The 21,141-nt window shown below is 64.6% G+C and carries 20 protein-coding genes and 1 pseudogene; 15 read left to right on the top strand and 6 right to left on the bottom strand.

Translation table 11 applies throughout. From position 1 onward, the window contains the following. Window positions 1–88 precede the first annotated feature (88 nt). On the top strand, window positions 89–940 hold the full coding sequence (locus ACTIIH_RS00335; protein ID WP_441449972.1) for a fumarylacetoacetate hydrolase family protein: 852 nt from the start codon (window positions 89–91) through the stop codon (window positions 938–940). Between the two features lie 74 nt (window positions 941–1,014). Here the strand turns inward: ACTIIH_RS00335 and ACTIIH_RS00330 are convergent, their stop codons facing one another. Both ACTIIH_RS00330 and ACTIIH_RS00325 read right to left on the bottom strand, forming a co-directional pair. Further along, a complete protein-coding gene (locus tag ACTIIH_RS00330) occupies window positions 1,015–1,212 on the bottom strand; it encodes a hypothetical protein (protein WP_441449971.1) in 198 nt (65 codons plus the stop codon). 209 nt (window positions 1,213–1,421) lie between these two features. Continuing rightward, the gene (locus tag ACTIIH_RS00325; RefSeq protein ID WP_101555509.1) at window positions 1,422–3,221 is read right to left on the bottom strand and encodes a hypothetical protein; all 1,800 of its coding nucleotides are present in this window, start codon (window positions 3,219–3,221) and stop codon (window positions 1,422–1,424) included. A 206-nt stretch (window positions 3,222–3,427) separates the two neighbouring features. On the opposite strand from ACTIIH_RS00325, the gene ACTIIH_RS00320 reads away from it, so the two are divergent. From ACTIIH_RS00320 to ACTIIH_RS00275, 10 genes are all read left to right on the top strand, one after another. Then, window positions 3,428–4,708: a CaiB/BaiF CoA transferase family protein gene (locus ACTIIH_RS00320; protein ID WP_441449970.1), complete on the top strand. Its 1,281-nt coding sequence runs from the start codon at window positions 3,428–3,430 to the stop codon at window positions 4,706–4,708. A gap of 72 nt (window positions 4,709–4,780) precedes the next feature. Next, a complete protein-coding gene (locus tag ACTIIH_RS00315; RefSeq protein ID WP_101596277.1) occupies window positions 4,781–5,035 on the top strand; it encodes a hypothetical protein in 255 nt (84 codons plus the stop codon). 156 nt (window positions 5,036–5,191) lie between these two features. Continuing rightward, window positions 5,192–6,139: a hydroxymethylglutaryl-CoA lyase gene (locus ACTIIH_RS00310; RefSeq protein ID WP_101596276.1), complete on the top strand. Its 948-nt coding sequence runs from the start codon at window positions 5,192–5,194 to the stop codon at window positions 6,137–6,139. A 1-nt stretch (window position 6,140) separates the two neighbouring features. Next, window positions 6,141–7,325, top strand: a complete 1,185-nt coding sequence (locus ACTIIH_RS00305; RefSeq protein WP_101555513.1) for a CaiB/BaiF CoA transferase family protein — start codon at window positions 6,141–6,143, stop codon at window positions 7,323–7,325. A 69-nt stretch (window positions 7,326–7,394) separates the two neighbouring features. Further along, the gene (locus ACTIIH_RS00300) at window positions 7,395–8,459 is read left to right on the top strand and encodes a Bug family tripartite tricarboxylate transporter substrate binding protein (RefSeq protein ID WP_441449969.1); all 1,065 of its coding nucleotides are present in this window, start codon (window positions 7,395–7,397) and stop codon (window positions 8,457–8,459) included. Next, entirely contained in the window at window positions 8,456–9,088 is a 633-nt protein-coding gene (locus ACTIIH_RS00295; RefSeq protein ID WP_441449968.1) for a tripartite tricarboxylate transporter TctB family protein, read from the top strand. The genes ACTIIH_RS00300 and ACTIIH_RS00295 overlap by 4 nt, the downstream gene beginning before the upstream one ends. A gap of 9 nt (window positions 9,089–9,097) precedes the next feature. Further along, complete coding sequence (locus ACTIIH_RS00290) at window positions 9,098–10,612, top strand: tripartite tricarboxylate transporter permease (protein WP_101555516.1); 1,515 nt, start codon at window positions 9,098–9,100, stop codon at window positions 10,610–10,612. A gap of 9 nt (window positions 10,613–10,621) precedes the next feature. Next, on the top strand, window positions 10,622–11,320 hold the full coding sequence (locus ACTIIH_RS00285) for a helix-turn-helix domain-containing protein (RefSeq protein WP_257944168.1): 699 nt from the start codon (window positions 10,622–10,624) through the stop codon (window positions 11,318–11,320). A 329-nt stretch (window positions 11,321–11,649) separates the two neighbouring features. Next, a complete protein-coding gene (locus ACTIIH_RS00280; protein ID WP_145997963.1) occupies window positions 11,650–12,591 on the top strand; it encodes a hypothetical protein in 942 nt (313 codons plus the stop codon). A 228-nt stretch (window positions 12,592–12,819) separates the two neighbouring features. After that, window positions 12,820–13,320, top strand: coding sequence for an NADPH-dependent FMN reductase (locus tag ACTIIH_RS00275; protein ID WP_101596937.1), 501 nt, complete (start codon window positions 12,820–12,822; stop codon window positions 13,318–13,320). Between the two features lie 182 nt (window positions 13,321–13,502). On the opposite strand, the gene ACTIIH_RS00270 is transcribed toward ACTIIH_RS00275, so the two are convergent. The 3 genes from ACTIIH_RS00270 to ACTIIH_RS00260 form a co-directional block, all read right to left on the bottom strand. After that, on the bottom strand, window positions 13,503–13,832 hold the full coding sequence (locus ACTIIH_RS00270) for a putative quinol monooxygenase (RefSeq protein WP_025777470.1): 330 nt from the start codon (window positions 13,830–13,832) through the stop codon (window positions 13,503–13,505). Between the two features lie 82 nt (window positions 13,833–13,914). Next, on the bottom strand, window positions 13,915–14,700 hold the full coding sequence (locus ACTIIH_RS00265; RefSeq protein WP_101596936.1) for an SDR family oxidoreductase: 786 nt from the start codon (window positions 14,698–14,700) through the stop codon (window positions 13,915–13,917). A gap of 160 nt (window positions 14,701–14,860) precedes the next feature. Beyond that, entirely contained in the window at window positions 14,861–15,403 is a 543-nt protein-coding gene (locus ACTIIH_RS00260) for an IclR family transcriptional regulator (protein ID WP_101596940.1), read from the bottom strand. On the opposite strand from ACTIIH_RS00260, the pseudogene ACTIIH_RS00255 reads away from it, so the two are divergent. Further along, window positions 15,354–16,127 (top strand): annotated as a pseudogene (locus ACTIIH_RS00255) (GMC oxidoreductase); the annotation flags it as partial. The gene ACTIIH_RS00260 and the pseudogene ACTIIH_RS00255 overlap by 50 nt on opposite strands. 262 nt (window positions 16,128–16,389) lie before the next feature. Here ACTIIH_RS00255 and ACTIIH_RS00250 read toward each other — a convergent pair. After that, window positions 16,390–17,799: a transposase gene (locus ACTIIH_RS00250; RefSeq protein ID WP_441450039.1), complete on the bottom strand. Its 1,410-nt coding sequence runs from the start codon at window positions 17,797–17,799 to the stop codon at window positions 16,390–16,392. Window positions 17,800–18,132: 333 nt separating this feature from the next. On the opposite strand from ACTIIH_RS00250, the gene ACTIIH_RS00245 reads away from it, so the two are divergent. The 3 genes from ACTIIH_RS00245 to ACTIIH_RS00235 all read left to right on the top strand — a co-directional run bounded on the left by ACTIIH_RS00245 (window position 18,133) and on the right by ACTIIH_RS00235 (window position 21,137). Further along, window positions 18,133–18,693 (top strand): dihydrofolate reductase family protein, encoded by a 561-nt coding sequence (locus tag ACTIIH_RS00245; protein WP_101555522.1) that lies wholly within the window; start codon window positions 18,133–18,135, stop codon window positions 18,691–18,693. 117 nt (window positions 18,694–18,810) lie between these two features. After that, window positions 18,811–19,569 carry an HpcH/HpaI aldolase family protein gene (locus tag ACTIIH_RS00240; protein ID WP_164742740.1) on the top strand — a complete coding sequence of 253 codons (759 nt, stop codon included), beginning with the start codon at window positions 18,811–18,813 and terminating at the stop codon, window positions 19,567–19,569. 119 nt (window positions 19,570–19,688) lie between these two features. Further along, window positions 19,689–21,137 carry a dihydrolipoyl dehydrogenase family protein gene (locus ACTIIH_RS00235; protein WP_441449967.1) on the top strand — a complete coding sequence of 483 codons (1,449 nt, stop codon included), beginning with the start codon at window positions 19,689–19,691 and terminating at the stop codon, window positions 21,135–21,137. Window positions 21,138–21,141: the final 4 nt, after the last annotated feature.

Here is a 21,141-nt window from a genome sequence, read left to right as displayed (position 1 = left end):
TTGAGCAATTCCAAATCAACGCTGGCAGTCTCGCTAGCCTGTCGGCAGCTCACAACGTTGTGGCCTGGAGCTAGTAGAGAGGATCCGTATGGAACTGCTGCGACTGGGACCGATCGGGCACGAGATTCCGGCAGTCCGTCACGAGGGAGTCTGCTTCGAGCTGCGTCCACTGTTCGATGACATCGACCCGAACTTCTTCGCCGCCGACGGCATCGGACGCGTCCGAAGCGCGCTCGACGCTGGGGAACTCAATCCGCTCGATGGTGCTGAAGAGATGCGCATCGGCGCTCCGCTGACCAGACCTTCTGCCATCGTGTGCGTGGGCATGAACTATGCCGCGCATGCTCGTGAAGCCGGAGCCGAACCTCCCGAGCGGCCCGTCATCTTCTTCAAGATGCCCTCGACCACCGCCGGGCCCAACGACCCGCTCGAACTGCCGCCGGATGCGACGAAAGCCGATTGGGAGGTCGAACTCGGGGTGGTCATCGGATCACGGGCCTTCAGGGTCGCCTCGGTGGAGGAAGGACTCAATCACGTCGCCGGGTACGTGCTCGGCAACGATCTGTCCGAACGCCGGCTGCAGCTCGAGGAGTCCGGGGGTCAGTGGTCGAAGGGGAAGAATCTGCCCGGGTTCACACCGCTCGGCCCGTGGATCCGCCCCGCCGCCGAGGTGGACCCCGGTGACCTGCGGCTGCGCAGCTGGGTGAACGGCGAAGCTCGCCAGGATTCGTCGACGAGTGACCTCATCTTCTCCGTCGGCGAGATCATCTTCCAGCTCAGTCAGGCGATGGCCTTCGAGCCGGGAGACGTAATTCTCACCGGCACCCCGCAGGGAGTCGCGCTGTCGGGCAAATACCCGTATCTGGCCGACGGGGACGTCGTCGAACTCGAGCTCGAGGGGTTGGGCCGGCACCGCCAGGTCGTGACCGTCACGGAGTGAATGCACGAAGCGACGCACCGATGCTTGGTGCGCCGCTTGTGTTTGCGGATCGGCGCCTCAACGATGACGCCGGATCAGGTGAGGGCTGAGATCAGCGGTTCTCGTCGAATCCGCCCCTGCTCGACGCCGAAGTCAGCCTGCTGACCTGGCTGACCCTGCTGGCCGCCCTGGTCGCCGAAACCGCCCTGCTGGCCTTCGGTGCCGCCCTGCTGCTGATTGCCGAAGTCGTTCTGACCGCTGTCGTCGTTGCCTGCGAAATCGTTCGATTCCATGTTCAACTGCTCATTCGGTGACGATCATCGCTGTCTGCGACTCGTCTGCCAGTCTTCGGCACCCGCAGTTCGACTGACGACGGAATTGGAGAAAAGTTGCAAAAAGTTCGCTCAAGTCACAATTGCTGTTCAGCCGGACCGAGCACACGAGGGCCAGTGCTCTGATGTCTTCGCGACGCGGGATGAAGAGGTCGTTTGTGCCGGGACCCTCAGTACTCCCAGTCCTCCGGAAGATCGTCCCAGTACGTGTCCCGGTTTGCGATGATGCGCCGCCGCCTGCGCGAGATGAGATAGCGCGGATCGCCGAGGATAACCTCGACGTCGGAGAGCTCGTGGCCGGCGGCATGCAGCATCTTCTCGGCAGTCGGCTTCGGTGAACTCGAGACGCCGAGGTGGCGCTGGAGTTTTCCGATTGTCACGTCGCCTTCGCTGCTCCACTGGGCGGAGAAGAGATTATTGGTTTTTCCGACGATCCAGAACAGTGCCGCGAGCAGAGTGCGGTCGGCGAGGCGGCGGCGGAAGACTGTGGGATCGCCTCGTCCGATCTCCGCCAAGAATCGCAGCGCGGATGTCGCGAGCTCCGGCTCTCCGAACACCTCGTCCGCGATTCGACGGATCTCCGGGACAAACGAGTTGAGGCGGTCGACAACGTCGTCGGCCACGCCCGCAGTGTCGAGGCCTTCGCCGGGCAGCGGCTCATCGGTCAGTGCTTGCAGAGCCTCGATGCCGCCGACCGCTTCGGCTCCGCTGCCGATGAAGATCTCGGCCAGCATCGAAGCCTGATCGCCGAAGAACGATCCCCCACCAAACTCATCACCGAGATCTGACACAGGCTCCGACAGAGGCAGAGTGTCGTCATCGACTCCGGTGAGCAGGCGCGCGAAGAGGGCACTCGTGCTTTCGGGCCGGTCGCCGCGTACTTGAGCCGTGTATTCCTCCCGGTTGTCATCGATCGCGTTAAGAGCGTTCTCCGTGAAGACAGGATCGACTCCGCTGCGATCGTTGGCATAGCGGACGAGCGCTGCCAGGGCGGTGGGCATGAGGAGCAGATCGTCTGCGGGTGACATCACCTTGCGCGGGTAGAGGTCGCACATGAGGCGTTCGACGAAAGTGCCCGACCATCTCAGCGGATCGTTGTTGCCGTAGTTGCACTGGAACTCGAAGAGCAGATGGGCATGACCGATCTCCTCCTCGGTCAGGCTTTCGGCGAAGGGCGAGGCGCGGAAGTCCGCGACGAGTTCCTCGATCTCTTCCGGCTCCCACGTTCTGATCTCGTAGCCGGTGCCGCCTTCGGGAAGCTTCCGCAGCATCCATTCGAGCAGCGGCCGGGTGCCCGGCCAGCTTTCGGTCTCGATCGGCGGGAACATGTGCGTGCTCATCTCGAACGCCTCACTCAGCCTGGCACCGGCATCGGCGAGGCTGAGCGTGACCTCGTCGACGGGCAGTTCGAGCTCTGTTCGGCTGAACTCGACGATATTCGACAGGGGGCCGTCGGCGAGGTAAGCATCTTCGAGATACGGTGAGCCGCTGCGGTCCACTCCCACTGCCAGAGTCACCGATCGGCCGGCTGTGGAGATCTCGAGCAGGATCGTCTCCTCGATCTTCACCGGCGAGATGAGTGCGGCCGCACGGAAGGGTTTGATCTCCTCGGCGCGACGGATCCATTCCGGCAGGCGCTTGGTGCTCGGGGTGGGAAGCATCTTCGCGATGCGACGGCCGAAAAGCTCATCGTCAAGCATCTGGGCCCAGATCCTCACCAGCGGCTCGGTCTCCTTCGGTGTGGCCTCGAGCATCTGCAGAGCGAGTTCGCGAATCGGTGGAATTTCCGTCGGGTCCGCGCCGTCTGCGTCGGTGTCATCGAGATCGGAGTCGTCGAAGGAGGCCACCATGCTGCTCGCAATGTCGAGCAGCATCAGCGGGCTCTCGCTGCGGGTGGCATTGTCGAGCAGGTCGAGAAGCTCGGGCTCGTCAGCGTGCGAGGGATCGAATGGACCGGGAGGCGGAGTCATGGGCTCTACGCTACCGGGGACCGGCTCTGGTCGACAGCGGCCTGGCCCGGCTGCCAACTATGTACTGACCTGGCCGACAGCGACGGGATCATTGAGCGGCCTGCGATGCCACTCATTCGAGATTCCCGGATGCGGATATCCGGGAATGTGGCCCCTGTACCTGGCACCATGGGAGAACCGACCCACGCACAACTAGGAGCATCGTCATGAGCACGCACCGACTTCCCCTTTCCGGTGTGCGAGTCCTCGAACTCGGCAATTACATCGCCGCACCCACCGCCGGGCGGATGCTCGCGGACTTCGGCGCCGAGGTGATCAAGGTCGAACGCCCCGACACCGGCGACGAACTGCGCAACTGGCGGCTCAAGGCCGGGACCACCTCGATGCTCTACCGCACGATCAACCGGAATAAGAAGTCCGTCGTGCTCGACCTGCGCAGCGACGAGGGCCGCGAGGCCGTGCTCGAACTCGTCCGCCGCAGCGACATCCTGCTCGAGAACTTCCGCCCCGGCACCCTCGAGAAGTGGGGGCTCGGGCCCGATGTGCTCGAAGCCGCCAACCCCGACCTCGTATTCGTGCGGATCTCCGCGTTCGGCCAGACCGGCCCGATGTCGTCCCGGCCCGGATTCGCCGCCGTCGCCGAAGGATATTCCGGCTTCCGCGAACTCGTCGGCGACCCGGACCGCCCACCGGTGCGCGTGGGCATCTCGATCGGGGATTCGATCGCCGGAATGCAGGCGGCGTTCGGCGCCGTGATGATGCTCTTCGACCGACAGCGACAGAAGATCGCCGGAGCCGCCGAGGCGGTCGTCGGATCCGCGCACGGCTTCGAAGGCAAGGGTCCGCTGTCGGAGCGGACCGTCGACGTCGCGCTGAATGAGGCGATGTTCTCCGTGATGGAATCCCTCGTCCCCGACTACTCCGCATTCGGCGAGGTCCGCACCCGCACCGGCGGACGGATGGAAGGCATCGCGCCCTCGAACGGCTACCTCTGCGCCGGTGGGAAATCCGTGGTCATCGCAGGAAACGGGGACGGAATCTTCGGCCGACTGATGACGGCCATCGAGCGTCCCGACCTCGCCGAGGATGCCGACCTGCAGACGAATGCCGGCCGTTGGCAGCGGCGCGACGAACTCGACGAAGCCATCGGCGCATGGTGCGCGCAGCGCTCGGTCGAGGACGTCGTCAAGTCTCTGGAGGAAGTGGGCGTTCCGGCTGGGCCCATCTACACGGCCGAAGACCTCGTCGCCGATGAGCAGCTCGCCGCCCGCGGCATGATCCAGAACCTCGACGTGTCCACCGGCGAGGAGGTCCTGGAGGACGTCGCGTTCCCGGGAATCACTCCGGTCATCGGAGGAGAATCGGTCCCCATCGATCACCTCGGGCCTGACCTCGGCGAGCACACCGACGAAGTGCTGTCGTGGTTGGGGCTGGCACCGGAGCAGAATGCAGCCCCGGAGCCAGACCAGGACGGCGCTGAGGACTGAACGCCACGACCGTGCCACGGCTGTCTCCGACGACCTCTTCCCGCGGCGACACCCCAGGTCTATTCTTATGCCATGGGCGAGCTGAGGTACTCGATCAACGTCACCGTCGACGGATGCTGCGATCATCGCGTGGGAGTCATCAGCGGCGACTTCCACCGCCACCTTGCGAACAATCTCAAGCGTGCCGACGGACTGATCTTCGGCCGCATCACCTACCTCTTCGCCGGACTGAGCAACGTCGTCGACCTCGAACTCGTCGATCGCAGTGAACTCGACGCAGGTCACGCGATCCAGACATACCGGCCGAAGACTAAGGCTTCCCGATAAACGGGACTCAATACAGGCAATTCCCACTGCCCTCTCATATGCCGAACAAACTCTGTTTCGCGCACAGAGGGCCATGTATAACGAATATGACGCCGCACACTGGAGCGCGGCGACGATTCGTTTCCCGTTATTCGGGAACATGCGTAGAGGAGTCCCATGATCCGGCCCACAACCGTTGACATCCTCGACACCACTCTGCGCGACGGGCTGCAGATCGAAAAGGCGATCGTGCCCACCGACGTCAAGGTCGCCCTGGCCGAGAAGCTCATCGGCTCGGGACTCAAGCACATCGAGGTCGGCTCCTTCGTCAATCCGAAGAAGGTCCCGCAGATGGCCGATACCGACGAACTGCTGCGCCGTCTGGCACCGCACGAGGCCGACGGGGTCGAGTTCTATACCCTCGTCTTCAACCTCAAGGGCGCCCAGCGTGCCGTCGACGCAGGCGCCAAGAACATCAAACTCGTGCTCTCGGCCTCCGAAGGACACTCGAAAGCGAACTCCGACGCCTCCATCGCCGAGGCGTCCAACCGCCTCATGGATGCCGCCGTCTTCGCCCGTGACCAGGGACTTCGCTTCGACATCACGACCGCCGTGAGCTTCATCTGCCCCTTCGACGGCATCACCGAGGCGGGCCACCTCGTCGAGGTCCTCCGCCCCTTCGTCGACGCCGGAGCACACGGAATCGGGGTGGCCGACACCATCGGCAACGCCAGCCCATCGCTGGTCCGCCGCAACACCTCGGCGGTCCTCGCCGCCTTCCCGGGCAAATCCGTCAACCTCCACCTCCACGACACCTACAACTTCGGCATGGCCAACGTCGCCGCCGCCCTCGACCTGGGGATTTCGAACTTCGACGCGGCCATGGGCGGACTCGGCGGCTGCCCCTTCGCCCCGGGCGCTGCCGGCAACATCGGCACCGACGACCTCGTCCACCTCCTCCACCGCGAAGGCGTGGCCACCGGCGTCGACGTCGAAGCGCTCACCGAGGTGCGCGACCCCCTCATCGCCGCCGTCGGCCACGACCTGACCTCGAGCCTGTCGGACATCCCCGCCACCCCCGCGGTCTTCGACGACCGGTTCGCGGCCGCCTCGGCGAGGGGTTGAGATGGAACCGCTGCCGCTCGAAGGCATCCGCGTCATCGAGTTCTCCCATATGGTCATGGGGCCGAGCTGCGGGATGATCCTGGCCGACCTCGGCGCCGAGGTCATCAAGGTCGAACCCCGCGGAGCCGGCGACAAGACCCGCTACCTGCCCGGGTCCGGATCCGGGCTGTTCCCCGCGTTCAACCGCAACAAACACAGCGTCCAACTCGATATCGCCGAGGCGGCCGACCGTGACCGCGTCCTCGACCTCATCGACTCCGCCGATGTCCTGCTCGAGAACTTCCGCGTCGGAAAGATGGAATCGATCGGATTCGGATACGAGGAGCTGTCCGCCCGCAACCCCGGACTCATCTACTGCTCCCTCAAGGGATTCCTCTCCGGCCCCTACGGAAACCGGGCCGCCCTCGACGAGGTCGTGCAGATGCTCGGCGGACTGGCCTATATGACCGGCCCGCCGGGGCAGCCGCTGCGCGCCGGCGCCAGCGTCAACGACATCATGGGCGGAATGTTCGGCGTCATCGGCATCCAGTCGGCACTGCGGGTGCGCGAGACCACCGGCCGCGGAAAACTCATCAACTCCGCACTGTTCGAGAACAACGCGTTCCTCGTCGGCACCCACATGGCACAGTCCCAGATCAGCGGCGAACCACCCCGCCCGATGCCGACCCGACAGGCCACCTGGGCCGTCTACGACATCTTCCGCGACGCCGACGACAACCAGGTCTTCGTCGCCGCCGTCTCCGATGGGCAATGGCGCGACCTCTGCGACGAATTCGGACTGACCGGACTCGCCGCCGACCCGGACATGCTGACCAACCAGGGCCGAGTCGACCAACGCGACCGCATCCATTCAGAACTCCAACAGGCACTGTCCCAGCTGAGCCTGGCCGAGATCGAAGAGAAATGCACGCGCCGCGGACTCCCTGTCGCCCCGGTCAACACGCCCGCCGACCTCACCGACGATCCGCACCTCGTCGCCTCCGGAGCGCTCGCCCACACAGGGCTGCCGACGGGGGCGAGCGTCGATGTGCCGCTGCTGCCGCTGACTTTCGACGGGAACCGGCTCGGACTGCGCAGCGATGTGCCGGAACCGGGGCGCCACAACAGCCACTATCGGGACGGCCCGGCGGTGCCGACGGGTCCACCGGTCGACGGACCCCAGCCCGAGACGCACCGTCTGGACTGACAGCTCAGTCAGAGTCACCACCAGCACACCACCAAATATCGAGAACCGAACACACAAGGGGAACAGCTCATGCGATCAACGACGATCACACGGACACGGACAGCCGCCTCGGCGAAGACAGGACAGGCGAAGACGCGCAAGCGCGCGGCGAAGATCGGGGCCGTGCTCGCCACGGTCGCCCTCGTCGCCACCGCCTGCGGGAACAAGGCGCAGCCTCCGGGCGAAGGCGGGGACTATCCGACGGGGCCGGTCTCGGTCACCGCTCCGGCCGAACCCGGATCCGGCTGGGACACCACGGCCCGCGCTCTCGTCGAGGCGCTGCAGAAGGAGGACATCGTCTCCACTCCGCTGCCCGTGCAGAACAAGCCCGGCGGCACCGGCTGCTCCTGGCTGACGTCGATGATGCAGCAGGAGAAGGGCAAGGACGACCAGATCGCGATCACCTCCCTGGCCAGCCAGACGATGAAGGCGCGCAAGCTGTGCAAGTTCGGCCCCGAGGACGCAACCCTCATCGCCACCCTCTACGTCGAGGACTTCATGGTCGTGACCCCGAAGGACGGGGACTTCAAGGACCTCGACGCCCTGGTCAAGGCTCTCAAGGACGACCCGCAGAAGGTCACCGTCGCGGCCGCCGGCGACGACACTCTGCCGTTCGCGCTGTTCGCGAAGGAAGCCGGCATCGACCCGGCCGACATCAACTTCGTCAACTACGACGGCGGCGGCGAACAGACCACGGCCATGCTCAACGGAGACGCGAAGGTCGCGATCGCCGGAATGAGCGAATTCCGCTCCGTCATCGAATCCGGCGACATCGAACCGCTCGTCACCTTCGCGCAGAAGCCGCTCGCCGCCCCGTTCGACAAGGTGCCCACCGCGAAGGACTCCGGCTACGACGTGACCTTGGGCAACTGGCGCGGAGTCTACGGACCCGCCGAAATGCCGCAGGAAGCCGTGGACTTCTGGGCCACAGCACTCGAAGACGTGAGCAAGTCCGACGCCTGGCAGGAGACGGTGAAGAACAACCAGTGGGCCACCGAATTCCACACCGGAGACGAGGCTCAGGCCTACGTCGACGACGCTGCGAAGACGGTGGAAGAAGGCGTGAAGGAAACCGACCTGGGTAACAGCAAATGACCGCTTTCCGCACCGACCTCGTCACCGGCGGCGCCATCGCCGTCATCGGCGCGGTCTACTACATCGCGACGTTCTCCATCCAGGAGACCGCGAACATCGTCACCCCGCGCACCTTCCCCGCCATCGTCGGCATCGGGCTCGTCGTGCTCGGCCTCTTCCTCGCCGGGCAGGCCATCGTCCGGCACCGGAAGGACACCCTCGCCGAGGCGGGGCCCGGGTCTGCGGGATCCGCTGGGGCGGGTACGGGGTCCGTGCCCGGCTCCGGCGCGGGCGGCGGGACCGCCTCGGTGAGCGGAGACGCGGACCGCAGCGCCGCCTCGGCGGGGGAGTCGTCCCTGGAGACGGCCGGTACGGACGAAGCGGTCGGCGGGGTCGTCCTCGATGCTCCGCCGGAGCCGCAGGTACGCAAGGTCGTGTTCCAGTTCGCGCTCTTCTTCGTCTATTTGGGCGTTCTCATCCCCGTCGGCTTCCTGCTGTCCACGGCGGCGTTCCTCATGGGGCTGACGAGCATCTACTCGCCGGAGAAGTGGATCCGCAATCTCATCTTCTCCGTCGTCTTCGCGGGCCTGGTCTACGCGGCGTTCGTCTACGGAGTCGCCGTGTACCTGCCTGTCGGGATTCTGGGTTAGGGGGCGGACATGGATACTCTCATCGATCTGGGAGGCGGCTTCGCCTCGGCGGTGGAGCCGGCCAGCCTCGCCTTCGCCCTCCTCGGCGTGCTGTTGGGCACCGTCGTCGGAGTGCTGCCGGGAATCGGACCGATCTCCGCAATCGCGATCCTCATTCCGGTCTCCTTCGGCATGGAACCGGTCCACGGTCTCATTCTGCTGTGCGGAATCTACTACGGGTCGATGTACGGCGGCTCGATCACCGCGACCCTCATCAAAACCCCTGGTGAGGTCGCCAGTGCGGTGACCGCGATCGAAGGCTACGAGATGGCTCGCCGAGGTCGCGGCAAGGCGGCGCTGGCGACCGCGGCGATCGGGTCGTTCCTCGCCGGGACCCTGGCGATCATCGGGCTGACGTTCCTCTCGCCCGTGCTCGTCAAACTCGCGAACGTCTTCGGCGCCACCGAATACTTCCTGCTCATGGCCACGGCCCTGCTGCTCGCGTCGACGATGTCGGCGGGTTCGCGGGCCAAGGCGCTCATCTCGATCTTCATCGGCCTGGCTGTCGGCCTCATCGGGCTGGATTTCCAGACCGGACTGCCCCGGCAGACCTTCGGCGTCGATCTGCTCTCCGACGGGATCGACTTCACGATCTTCGCGATGGCGCTCTTCGCCATCCCCGAGGCGATCCGGAACCTCGCGCTCGGGCGCGGGGCCAAGGACGAGATCCAGGGCTTCGGCGAAGACAAGTGGATGACGAAGCAGGACTGGCAGCGGTCGACCGGGCCGTGGGCCCGCGGTTCGGTGCTCGGTTTCATCATCGGCATCCTGCCCGGCGTCGGTCCCTCGCTGGCCTCGTTCATGTCCTACATCATGGAGAAGCGGATCTCGAAGCGGAAGGACGAATTCGGTCACGGCGCCATCGAAGGCGTGGCCGGTCCCGAGGCGGCCAACAACGCCGGTGTGGGCGGTGCGATGATTCCGCTGTTCAGCCTGGGCATCCCGGGTTCGGCGACGACGGCGCTGCTGCTCTTCGTGTTCACGATGTACGGTCTGCAGCCCGGGCCGCTGATCTTCCGGGACGACACCGGTCTGATCTGGACGATCATTGCCAGCATGTACATCGGCAACATCGCGCTCATCATCCTCAACCTGCCGCTGGTCGGAGTCTTCGTGAAGCTGTTGAAGATGCCGAAGGAGATCCTCTTCTCTGCGATCCTCGTGCTCGTGGTCATCGGTGCCTACGCCATCGAATTCAGCCTGTTCGGCCTGATGATGCTCGGCATCTTCGGAGTCATCGGTTACCTCATGGAGAAGGGCGGGATCCCCTTGGCCCCGGCGATCCTCGCACTTGTGCTCGTGCCGCTGCTCGAGGACAACTTCCGGCGCATGCTGCAGATCTCCGGCGGAACGTTCGCGCCCTTGGTCACCAGGCCGGTGTCGCTGTCGATCATCATCCTCATGGTGCTCGGCATCGTGGGGCCGATCGTCTTCCGGTGGTGGGTGTCCCGGCGGAAGCTGCTCGCCGATGTGACGGTGTCGTGAGGAATGGGGATGAAGAGCTCTCAGCAGGCGCCGGCGGAGATCGGTGTCATCGACCGCAGTGCGGCCATCCTCGCCGTCCTCCAGGACTCGCCGATGACTGCTGCAAAGGTGTGTCGCCGTCTCGGCTATTCGAAGTCGACGACGTACCGGCTGCTGAACGACCTGCGGGAGCACAATTTCATCGTCCGTGATTCGTCCGGGCTGCTTCGGTTGGGGCCGTTCCCGGGTCGGCGCAATATCGCCACGACGAACTCGGTGCTCGACCATCTGCGGACGATGACCGGAGAGTCCGTGCAGCTGTGGGTCCGCGTCGGTGAGGATCGGGTGTGCGTGCGCAATGTCGAAGCCGACCACGAGCTGCGCGTCTCGCGCGGAGTCGGGGCGGTGCTGCCGCTCGTCGACGGCGGCTCGGCGGCCCTGGCGCTGTGCGGTCCGGGGAATCCGGCGGAGTTCTACGCGACGAAGCAGGCACGGGTGGCCGGGACCGCCTCGGCGAGTGTGGCTTTCACCGTCGGTGCGATCGTGTTCGCCCTCTGCGTGTCCTACCCGCTGACCCGGGAGCCGGACAACGTCGCCGGCGCCTATCGCACCCTGCTCAGCCGGGCCGCCGTCGAGCTGCGGGCGGTGCTCGACGGCAGTGAGGAGCTCGAAGTGCTGCGCGACATCGCCCGACTGGCACTCGGCGCGCGGAAGCAGGCGGGGGAGTAGGGCTGTTCCTTCCTGCCGGAGGGTGCGAGTGCCCACTCAAGCGCTGATGCCTGTGGGTAGAGCAAGCATTTCCGGCGGGGGCCTGGGCTTCGGCGGGAGAAGAATGTCGGTTTCAGCTCGGAATCTCTGCATTCTTCTCCCGGGAAATCCTGAAGAATCTGCCTGAAGGCCCGGTTCTGGCGGGAAGGGAAGGTGGCGTCACTCGTGCGTCTAAGAGCTGTGGACGGCTCCGGACTCGCGTGTCGGCGCCCTGTGGAGACGTCAGCGGCGTCCACAGGGTGGAAGTGGGTGCCTTGCGGTCGGGAGCGTATCCGACTCTCCTACTGGTCATGGACCTCCTCATCGAGCAACGCAGCTATCCGTCACTCTTCAGAACCAGTGAGGCCGAGGAACGGGGGATCAGCCGGCATCATCTGCGGTATGACCCGCGTTTCAGTGCCGTCACGGCGGGCATCCGCCGGGATGAGGTGCGATGTGTCGAGCACCCGACTCCGAGCTGGGCCGATGAGAAGTGGATGGAGGAGAGCCTTCGGCTCAGGGCGATGACCATGGTCGTTCCCGGGATCGTCGCAGGGGGTGCCACGGCCGCGCGACTGTTCGGTTTGCCACTGCCGCACAGACTCATCGATGAGCATCTGCACCTGGTCACTTTCGACCCGGGCAGAAAGGTGGCGCGGAAGGGGACGACCGTGCGCCGACACGCGCGTGAGGAAGCCGGGTACTGGCTTGAGCTGCCGATGCATTCGCCGGTCGGGGTCTTCCTCGATCTCAGCGCCGAGCTGACCCGTGACGAGCTCGTTGCCCTCGGTGATGCGATCGTCGGCGGATGGCACGGACCGCCGTTGTGCAGCCTCGAGTTCCTGAGGACGAAGATCACACAGCGGAATTACCTGAGGCAGCGAGCGCAGGTCGACTCAGTACTGTCACTGATCAGGGAAGACGTAGATTCGCCGCAGGAGACGAACCTTCGACTGTGGGCACTGAGCCGTGGACTGCCGGAACCTGTGGTCCATCCACGGGTCTACTGTCGTCTGCTCAACCGCACAGTCGAGCCGGACTTGGGCTATCCCCACGTGAAGTTGGCGCTCGAATACGAAGGTGAACACCACCTGCTGTCCAAATCACAATGGACAAGTGACATCGCCAGAGACGAGGCTCTGCGGCACGAGGGGTGGGAGGTGCTGAGGGTGACGAGCCAGATGAGCAGGGCGGAGCTTGAGCGGAAGATTCGGTATCACCTCGAGCAGAAAGCTGGCGGTGGCGGCAGATAGCAGGTGGTCGGTCGGAGCCGGATCGGTCCGATTCTGCGGGAGCAGAATGTAGATTTTCGAGTCGCGAAACGACAATCTGTTCCCGCTGATTCGGGGAACCACGTGTGCGACCCCGAGCATCACTGCGATGACGCCAGATGAACGGCAGTGCTTTCGCAATGGCTGACCGCTTCTAGTGTGGGTGTCTGGGCGCAATGACCCGGTGAACACTCGAGGAGAGGACCCCATATGACCACACGCATCGCCGTCGTCGTCGGCAACCCGAGCCCAAATTCGCGAACCCGCCAAGTTGCCGAAGACCTCACCGCCAAGATCGCCGAGGTGACCGGATCCGAGATCGACGAAACGATCGAACTCGCCGAGGTGACCGACCAGATCTTCTCCTGGAAGTCCGACCGCCTCAACACACTCACCGAGCGTCTGGCCACCGCCGACTACGCCGTCATCGCCACGCCGACCTATAAGGCCAGCTACACCGGACTGCTCAAAGCCTTTCTCGACCGGTACGACGCTGGCGGTCTGCATGGGCTGACCGCGATCCCGGTCTTCACGATCGGCTCCCCCGCGCACACCCTGGCGGTGGAGACGACCCTGCGACCGCTGCTCGTCGAACTCGGCGCCAGTGTGCCGACGAAGGGGCTTGCTTTCCCGACCGAGAAGTTCGAGGATCGCGAGGCCGTGCTCGACGACTGGGTCGAGAGCCAGAAAGTGTACCTGCCGCAGAAGTGATCGTTCAGCTTGGTGAAGCTGCACCAGCTTGGTCCCTGCATCGAGCTGCTGCAGTTTCACCAAGCTGTTAAGTTTGCCGGTGCCCAGAACCTGGCGCGGGTCCGCTGAACGCATCAGCGGACCCGCGCGGCTGTCTCGGCGGATGAGGTCGTCCCGATCGGGACGGCCGCCTCGGTGGAGGATCAGTCGACCTGCAGCTCGCCCATCGCATCCCAATCGTCGCCGTCGATCTGACGGGAGATGATCTTCGGGGTCGCTGTCAGTGCGGAGTGCATCGGCCCGCCCGTGGCGGTCGCGGCCTGGAAGTGATCGGACTTCACATGCGCTTCCGCGGCATCGTCGTCGAAGGCTTCGACGAGGACGTACTCGTTCGGGTCATCGAGGCTGCGCGACCACTCGAACCATTTGTTGCCCGGTTCGGCACGGGTCGCCTCAGTGAACTCGCGGGTCAGCTCGGGCCACTGGTCGGCCAGTTCGGGCTTGACGGGGAACTTTACGACGATGAAGATCATGTCTTCTTCCTTCTCTCTGTGGTTGTTCTCTCGGGTGGAGATGTGGGTGTGGCGGTGTCGGTTTCTGCTCTCAGCGACAACGTTACGAGAACTGCATTCCGCCGTCGACGAGCATGGTCTGTCCGGTGATGTAATCGGAGTCCTCGCTGGCGAGGAACGACACGAGGTTCGCGACGTCCTCAGGCACGGACACCCGGCCCATGAGGATGTCACCAGCATATTTCTTGATCGCCTCACCCTTGGCCAGCCCTTCCTCGGCGGCGAGCTTCTCATCGATGAGATCCCACATCGCGGTGCCGACGATGCCGGGACCGTAGGCGTTGACAGTGACGCCGTGCTTGGCCCACTCCATCGCAGCTCCCTGGGTCAGTCCGCGCACCGCCCATTTCGTCGCCGAATACGGCGAGAACAGCGCGAAGGGACGGAACGCGACGATCGAGGCGGCGCCGATGATCTTGCCGCCGTTGCCCTGCTCGATCATCTGCTTCGCCGCAGCCTGATACGACAGGAAGACGCCGGTGAGGTTGACGTCGACGATCTTCTCGAAATCCGCCTTCGAATAGTCGATGAGGGGTTCGACCTGGGCGATTCCGGCGTTTGCGACGAAGACGTCGAGTTTCCCTCCCGCGTCGACTGCCACCTCGACGAGGCGGCTCAGCGAATCCTCGTCCGTGACGTCCACTTCGGCGCCGGTGGCCTTCCCGCCTGCGCTTTCGATCATTGTGACGGTCTCGTTGACCCCATCCTGCATGCTCGGCAGGTCCGCGACGATGACATGATGGCCATCGGCTCCGAGCCTCTGCGCAATGCCCTGTCCGATTCCCCGTGCGGACCCCGTCACCACTGCGACGCTGTTGGTCGTGCCCATTTCTCCTCCTTGAGTTCTCAACTGTGAGCGCGCACGATCATTCTCAGCTCAATCGCAGTCAGTAAGACACGGTTCTTCTCATATGGCGATAAAGTGACAGTTCACCCATGTGTTCACGCGTGTTCGGCGGCGGGGAATGCGCGGCTCCAACGTGCTCGACTCACGGGTATTCGGCGACGGGGACGGTGACCGAACCGCCGCGCAGGTAGCTCGACGCCAGGCCCGCATGCTCTCGCAGGGTCGACTCGACCAACTTCGCCCGTCCCGTCATCTTCGATGAGGGAGTGCTGACCGCCATCGCCCCGACCTGCATCCCCGTGCCATTGCGCACCGGCACGGCCGCGCAGGTCTGACGTGGCAGGAACTTCTCGTGCTCCCAGGCGATTCCGCGGGTGGCCACCTCGGCGAGATGGGGATCGAGAGCCTCCCGACTGATCATCGTCTGCGGAGTCAGCACCTGCATTCCCCGCGCCTCGAGGTAGTCGGTGCGCTGAGGTTCGGGCATTCCGGCCAGGAGGATCTTGCCGAAGGCGGTGGCGTGCGCCGCCTCGTGGAAGCCGAAGCGCAGAGGCCGCAGTCGCGGGTGCTTCTCGCAGTCGGAGCAGTAGGTGAGGATGATGTCCGAACCGCGATAGATCGCGAAATAGGCGGCAGTTGCTGGCAACTCGATCGAGACGCCGAGGTTGCTTCTGCTGTCCGGCACACCGTCCTTCCCCGACGGGTTGGCGAATTCCTCCGGCCATGTGGGACGGAACTATATGCGCCACCTGACCGGCACCGTGTGGGGTCACTTCGCCAAGCCCGTTCGGATGTACCGCGGGGAGACGATGGCCGGGGTCATCGCCGACGAGTCGATCCATGATCCCGACCGCGGATTCTCCGGTGGTTACTACATGGAGACGATCTCGCTGGGCCCGGCATTCATGGCCTCCTTCGTCGAACCCGGCGGGTGGGGACCGGACTTCGCGGCGCTGCTCGACCGGTACCTCAACACCGCGGGAATGTGGATCGTCGGTGAGGACATGCCGCAGGAGAACAACCGGGTGACGCTGAATACGACGGTCAAGGACACGAACGGACTGCCCGTGCCCAACGTCCACTACGACGATCACACCAATGATCTGGCGATGCGCGAACATGCCTACGCAGCAGGGCAGAGAGTCTACGAGGCGGTCGGGGCGCAGACGTCCCACCACACTCCGCCGTACCCGTCGACGCACAACCTCGGCACGGCGCGGATGAGCGAACGTCCCGAAGACGGGGTCGTCGACAAGTGGGGCCGGACCCACGACGTGAAGAACCTCTTCATCTCCGACGGATCGGTGTTCACCACCGGCGCCGCGGCGAACCCGACACTGACGATCGCGGCACTGGCGATCCGGCAGGCCGAGTACATCGCCGAGGCGCTGCGGACCGGGGAGGTTTGAGGCTAGGTTTCGGCTGATCGTCTGGGTGGTTGCCACTCCGCGGCCGGCCTCGGCTTGGTGAAACTACAGCAGATTGGCCCAGGGAGTCTGTTGCCGAATAGGTGGCGGTAGAGAATCGTTTCACGGTTCTCTACTCCGCCAGGGCACACGTAACACTCTCGGCTGGCAACAGTACCCGCAAAAGGGGCTAGAACGACTTTGATGGGCCTGATACCAGTACCGATATCGGGCCCATCAATACTCCTCACCCCCTCGAGTCTCTTCAGACCGTGGCAGCGAATCCTCTCACCGCGTTCAACCGACCAATATTGACCACAGCAGCCATGAGCTTGGCTTCACCAGCGACCTTCTTCAGACCCCTCATACTGAATCGACGAAGACCACGTCTTTCTTTGACCCACCCATTGGCTGGTTCGACCAACGCACCCCGCCGTTTGTACAACTCAAGATTGGCAGGAACGGCCATCCGCTCTCTCATTGCTTGGATCGGTGCTGATTTCGATACCTCGGCCACCGCATCGACCTTCGACAATTTCCGCGACTGACGATCCGGAAGCAACCGGTCCGGGCCAGGACACTCCAGATTCTGCGTCGAGTGATATCCCGCATCAGCCAGAGCCAACCCGATCTCAGGCTCGACCCCGCACGCAGCCTCATACTCCCGGGCTGTGGCCTTGAGCATCGGCTCGAACAAGCCAACATCAACCGCGTCCGCAAACGTCTCAGCCGCGAGGATCACATGATCATCAGAGACAGACAACTGAAGGTTATAGCCCTGAACGAACCCGAACCGGTTCTTCATCAACCGTGAGTCCGGGTCCGTGAGATTCCTCGTCTTCGACTGAGCGACCTCGGCTGCAGCGAGCTTGGCCTTCTTCGCCGCAATCGCATCCCGGGACCGCTCGATGACATCCTTCTTCGCCCTCAGTCGCGGATATTCCTCCGGATGCATCACCGGTCTCTGTCCGCGACTGTGGACGGGCGCGGCCCGCCAGGCGTGGTAACGAGCCAAGCGTTCGTCGTAGGCGGCTTGATACACCGCTTCCTTCTTCGCCAGCACACCTTCTGACTTCTCGATCTCCCGATCCGTATTCGACGGTGGTGCCTGATCGATCGAGTCCGCACATTCCCGGGCACGGTCGAGCCGATCGGCTTTCCCACTTCGGCTACGAGCACCCTTCCCAGCGATCAATGCTGTCCTGGCCGCCTGGTCATCGTCGTCATCGATATTGAGCTGTTCGTCGTCGGCATCAGCCTCTGCCGCTTCGGCGGTGATCTCATCGATGAGGTCGCGAATGTATTCCTCGCGTCTGTTCGAGCCCATCGAGGCATCGGCAGCGATCTTCGTCCCATCGATCGCGATGACTCCGACTCGGCCCATACCGGCCTTGACGCATTCGCCGAGTACCTGTGTGAAGAGATCGGCGAAGTCTTCAGCATGGTCGGATCTGAACCGGGAGATGACCGTGTGATCAGGAATGTCTCCGCCACAGGCGACTCGGAAAGCCACATCGGTATGACACAGTCGCTCGATGCCTCGCGAGGACCGTTGCCCGACACTGTAGGCATACAGCAGCAACACCAACAGCATGTCGGGGTCGTAGCCGCGTTGACCGGCTCGAGACGTGGTCGACAGTCTGCGTTTACGGCCGGTGAATGGTGTTGTGTCCATATCTGCCACGAGTGCCTCGATCACCCACACCAGGTGATCTGCTGGCAACCATTCCCTCATGTCTGGAGGGAGGAGGAACTGCTGGTCCCGATCGACTGGACGGTAGTTGAGCGCCATGCTTCATTGTCTCAAACCACCGCCCAGCCCGGATTGACAAACACGCCCCACCTATTCGGCAACAGACTCCAGGGGCCGAGCTGCTGCAGTTTCACCGAGCTGGTGAGAGGCACTCACCTGCATCGGCCTGCGCTGCAAAAAGTGCCCTGCCGCGCGGCACCCTCGGCAGGAGGCCCCATAGGATGAAAGGGCGACCGACTCAGGAGGAGACTGCCCGTGGCACGTACCGTCTACTACACCGCGACCACGCTCGACGGGTTCATCGCGGACCCGAACGACTCACTCGAATGGCTGCTGCGCCAGACCGAAGAACCGCCGGATGACGGGTTCATCGACGGCGTCGGAGCCGTCGTCATGGGCGCGACGACGTACGAATGGGTGCTGCGCAACCTCGACGGACCGTGGCCCTACGAGGTTCCCGCATGGGTGCTGACTCACCGGAAGCTCGGCCTGCCCGAAGCCGGGACGGACGGGAAGACCCCCGATATCCGATTCGCCAAGGGCTCGGTCTCTGACCACTATTTCGAAATGTGCACCGCCACCGGCGACCGTGACCTGTGGGTGATGGGCGGCGGCGACCTCGCCGGGCAGTTCGCCGACGAGGGACTCCTCGACGAGATCATCACCTGGACCGCGCCGGTGGTCCTCGGCAAGGGACGGCCGCTGCTGCCGCGCCGCCTCGACCTCGAACTCATCGAGGTCGGGTCCAGCGCCCCGTTCGTCATCGCTCGCCACCGAGTCATCGGCCCCCTCCTTGAGGACAGCCCGGCAGAGTGATTCCCGTCGCCGAGGCGGGACGACGGTGCGTACGGACGTGTAGGGCCGCCTCGGCGAGGTTCATCCGGATATCGGGCACCCCTGGTGGGCGGTGGGATTCCGTGATTCGATGCAGTCATGACTGCTGCGATTGAGAACCATCGGGCTCGCCTGCGCGCGGGGGAGATCTACAACGGACTGTGGTTGATGTCGACGAGTCCGGAGCTGGCGAAGGCCGGGTCGGCGGCCGGATTCGACTATGTCTGCCTCGACCTGCAGCACGGGCTGGTGCGGCCCACCAATGTGCTGCGGCTGACCGATGCCGTGCGCGCCAGCGGGGACGCGCTCGTGACCGCCCGGGTCGCGGCGAACCGATTCACGGAGATCGGTGCGCTCGCCGACGCCGGAGTCGAGGCGATCATCGTTCCGCTCGTGTCCTCGGTCGACGAGGCGCAGGCCGCGGTGGCCGCGCTCGACTATCCCTCGCGGGGCGGGGACCGTTCGTGGGGACCGACAGCCGAGATCATGCACGGCGCTGTGCAGGACACCCGGGATGAGCGGCCGCTGCTGTTCGTCATGATCGAGAACGAGGAGGGACTGGCCGCGGTCGAGGACATCTGCGCCGTGCCGGGAATCGACGGGGTGTACGTCGGTCCGTCGGATCTCGCGTTCGCCGTCGGCGCGCTGCCCGGCCAGCACAACGAGGCCCACGCCGAGGCGCTCGTGCGGATCCGCACGGCCGCCGATGCCGCCGGGGCGGTTCCGGGAATCCACTGCGGCGACGGCGAGGAGGCGAAGCTGCGCAAGGAACAGGGCTTCCGTTTCATCACCTCATGTGGTGATTTGGGTGCGGCGGGCCGAGCCTTCCGCGAGGATCTGGGCGCAGCCCGGGGATGAAACGTTCCCCAATTACTACCCGACGGCGGCCCAGCAACCTGGCGCGAGGTATCTGGGCCGCCGTCAGGTAGCATTAAGGGGCGAGTACATTGACAGGCACCGACTCGAGAGGACAGAGCATGACCACAGAGACAGTGACACAGCAGGCCACCTCGCCCGAAACCACTCCCTCCTCCTCCGCCCCCACCGGAGCCGACCACACGGAACACGTCGACCTCCTCGTCATCGGCTGGGGCAAGGGCGGCAAGACCCTGGCCGGAACAATGGCTCGCGCCGGCAAGAAGGTCGCCGTCGTCGAACAGTCGGAGATGATGATCGGCGGCTCCTGCATCAACATCGCCTGCATCCCCACGAAGATCCTCGTCCACGACGCCGAGAACAAACGCGCCGATGACGACGTCGACGAATACTTCGCCAAGGCCGTCGAACGCCGCGACACCCTGACCGGGGCGATGCGGAAGAAGAACCACTCGATGCTCGCCGACCTCGACTCGGTGCTGCTGGTCAACGGCCACGCCGAGTTCACCGGCGAACGCGAGGTCCGTGTCACCGGCGGCGCCGACACCATGACGATCACCGCCGACACCGTCGTCGTCAACACCGGATCCGTCGCAAACATCCCACCCATCGACGGTGCCCAGCTCGGCGGCCGCATCCACGACTCCGAATCGCTGCAGCACGTCGACCCGTTCCCGAAACGCCTCGTCATCGTCGGCGGCGGGTACATCGGACTCGAGTTCGGATCGATGTTCGCCCACTTCGGCTCGCAGGTCACCGTCCTCGACCGCGGACCCCGCCCGCTAGCGAACGAAGACGACGATGTCGCTGACGTGGTCGCCCAGGCTCTCGCCGACGACGGGGTCACCATCGTCAACGACGCCTCCGTCACTGCAGTCGACGACGGCGCTGACGCCGCGACCGTGACCTACGAGGTGGGCGGTGAGACCAAGACCATCGATGCCGAGGCGGTCCTCCTGGCCGTCGGACGCAAACCCGCGACTGCGGACCTCGGCCTCGAGAAGGCCGGCATCGACACCGATGATCGCGGGTTCATCGTCACTGATGAGTACCTGCGCAGCTCCGCCGAGGGCGTGTACGCGTTCGGCGACGTCAACGGCGGACCGATGTTCACCTACATCTCGCTGGACGACAATCGGATCCTCGCCGATCAGCTCCTCGGCGACGGGAAGCGGTCGACGAAGGATCGCGGTTCCGTTCCGTACACAATGTTCCTCACCCCGCCCGTCGCCCGCGTCGGCCTGACCGAGAAGGCCGCTCGCGACGAAGGCTATGAGATCAAGGTCGGAGCGAAGCTGCAGGCCGATATCGCCGCAGCGCCGAGGGCGAAGATCGAAGGCGACCCGCGCGGAATCGTCAAGTTCGTCGTCGACGCGAAAACGGACCTCGTCCTCGGCGCGGCCCTCGTTCATGTGCACTCACAGGAGGTCATCAATACCGTGGCGCTCGCCATGCGCCACGACGTCACCGCGACCGAGCTGCGCGACACGATCTACACCCACCCCTCGGCCACCGAGGCGCTCAACGAGGTACTCGGCGCACTCAAGTGAGAGC

It is taken from the genome of Brevibacterium sp. (genome assembly GCF_052105255.1).
In the GTDB taxonomy this organism is placed as follows: domain Bacteria; phylum Actinomycetota; class Actinomycetes; order Actinomycetales; family Brevibacteriaceae; genus Brevibacterium; species Brevibacterium linens_B.
Note: the sequence above shows the minus strand (reverse complement) of the source record. Positions and strands in the feature narration are given on the sequence as shown.

Bases quoted from the DNA above. Each gene is read 5' to 3' on its own strand.
- ACTIIH_RS00335 (WP_441449972.1), top strand. From the start codon at position 89: ATGGAACTGCTGCGACTGGGACCGATCGGGCACGAGATTCCGGCAGTC.
- ACTIIH_RS00330 (WP_441449971.1), bottom strand. From the start codon at position 1,212: ATGGAATCGAACGATTTCGCAGGCAACGACGACAGCGGTCAGAACGAC.
- ACTIIH_RS00325 (WP_101555509.1), bottom strand. From the start codon at position 3,221: ATGACTCCGCCTCCCGGTCCATTCGATCCCTCGCACGCTGACGAGCCC.
- ACTIIH_RS00320 (WP_441449970.1), top strand. From the start codon at position 3,428: ATGAGCACGCACCGACTTCCCCTTTCCGGTGTGCGAGTCCTCGAACTC.
- ACTIIH_RS00315 (WP_101596277.1), top strand. From the start codon at position 4,781: ATGGGCGAGCTGAGGTACTCGATCAACGTCACCGTCGACGGATGCTGC.
- ACTIIH_RS00310 (WP_101596276.1), top strand. From the start codon at position 5,192: ATGATCCGGCCCACAACCGTTGACATCCTCGACACCACTCTGCGCGAC.
- ACTIIH_RS00305 (WP_101555513.1), top strand. From the start codon at position 6,141: ATGGAACCGCTGCCGCTCGAAGGCATCCGCGTCATCGAGTTCTCCCAT.
- ACTIIH_RS00300 (WP_441449969.1), top strand. From the start codon at position 7,395: ATGCGATCAACGACGATCACACGGACACGGACAGCCGCCTCGGCGAAG.
- ACTIIH_RS00295 (WP_441449968.1), top strand. From the start codon at position 8,456: ATGACCGCTTTCCGCACCGACCTCGTCACCGGCGGCGCCATCGCCGTC.
- ACTIIH_RS00290 (WP_101555516.1), top strand. From the start codon at position 9,098: ATGGATACTCTCATCGATCTGGGAGGCGGCTTCGCCTCGGCGGTGGAG.
- ACTIIH_RS00285 (WP_257944168.1), top strand. From the start codon at position 10,622: ATGAAGAGCTCTCAGCAGGCGCCGGCGGAGATCGGTGTCATCGACCGC.
- ACTIIH_RS00280 (WP_145997963.1), top strand. From the start codon at position 11,650: ATGGACCTCCTCATCGAGCAACGCAGCTATCCGTCACTCTTCAGAACC.
- ACTIIH_RS00275 (WP_101596937.1), top strand. From the start codon at position 12,820: ATGACCACACGCATCGCCGTCGTCGTCGGCAACCCGAGCCCAAATTCG.
- ACTIIH_RS00270 (WP_025777470.1), bottom strand. From the start codon at position 13,832: ATGATCTTCATCGTCGTAAAGTTCCCCGTCAAGCCCGAACTGGCCGAC.
- ACTIIH_RS00265 (WP_101596936.1), bottom strand. From the start codon at position 14,700: ATGGGCACGACCAACAGCGTCGCAGTGGTGACGGGGTCCGCACGGGGA.
- ACTIIH_RS00250 (WP_441450039.1), bottom strand. From the start codon at position 17,799: ATGGACACAACACCATTCACCGGCCGTAAACGCAGACTGTCGACCACG.
- ACTIIH_RS00240 (WP_164742740.1), top strand. From the start codon at position 18,811: ATGACTGCTGCGATTGAGAACCATCGGGCTCGCCTGCGCGCGGGGGAG.
- ACTIIH_RS00235 (WP_441449967.1), top strand. From the start codon at position 19,689: ATGACCACAGAGACAGTGACACAGCAGGCCACCTCGCCCGAAACCACT.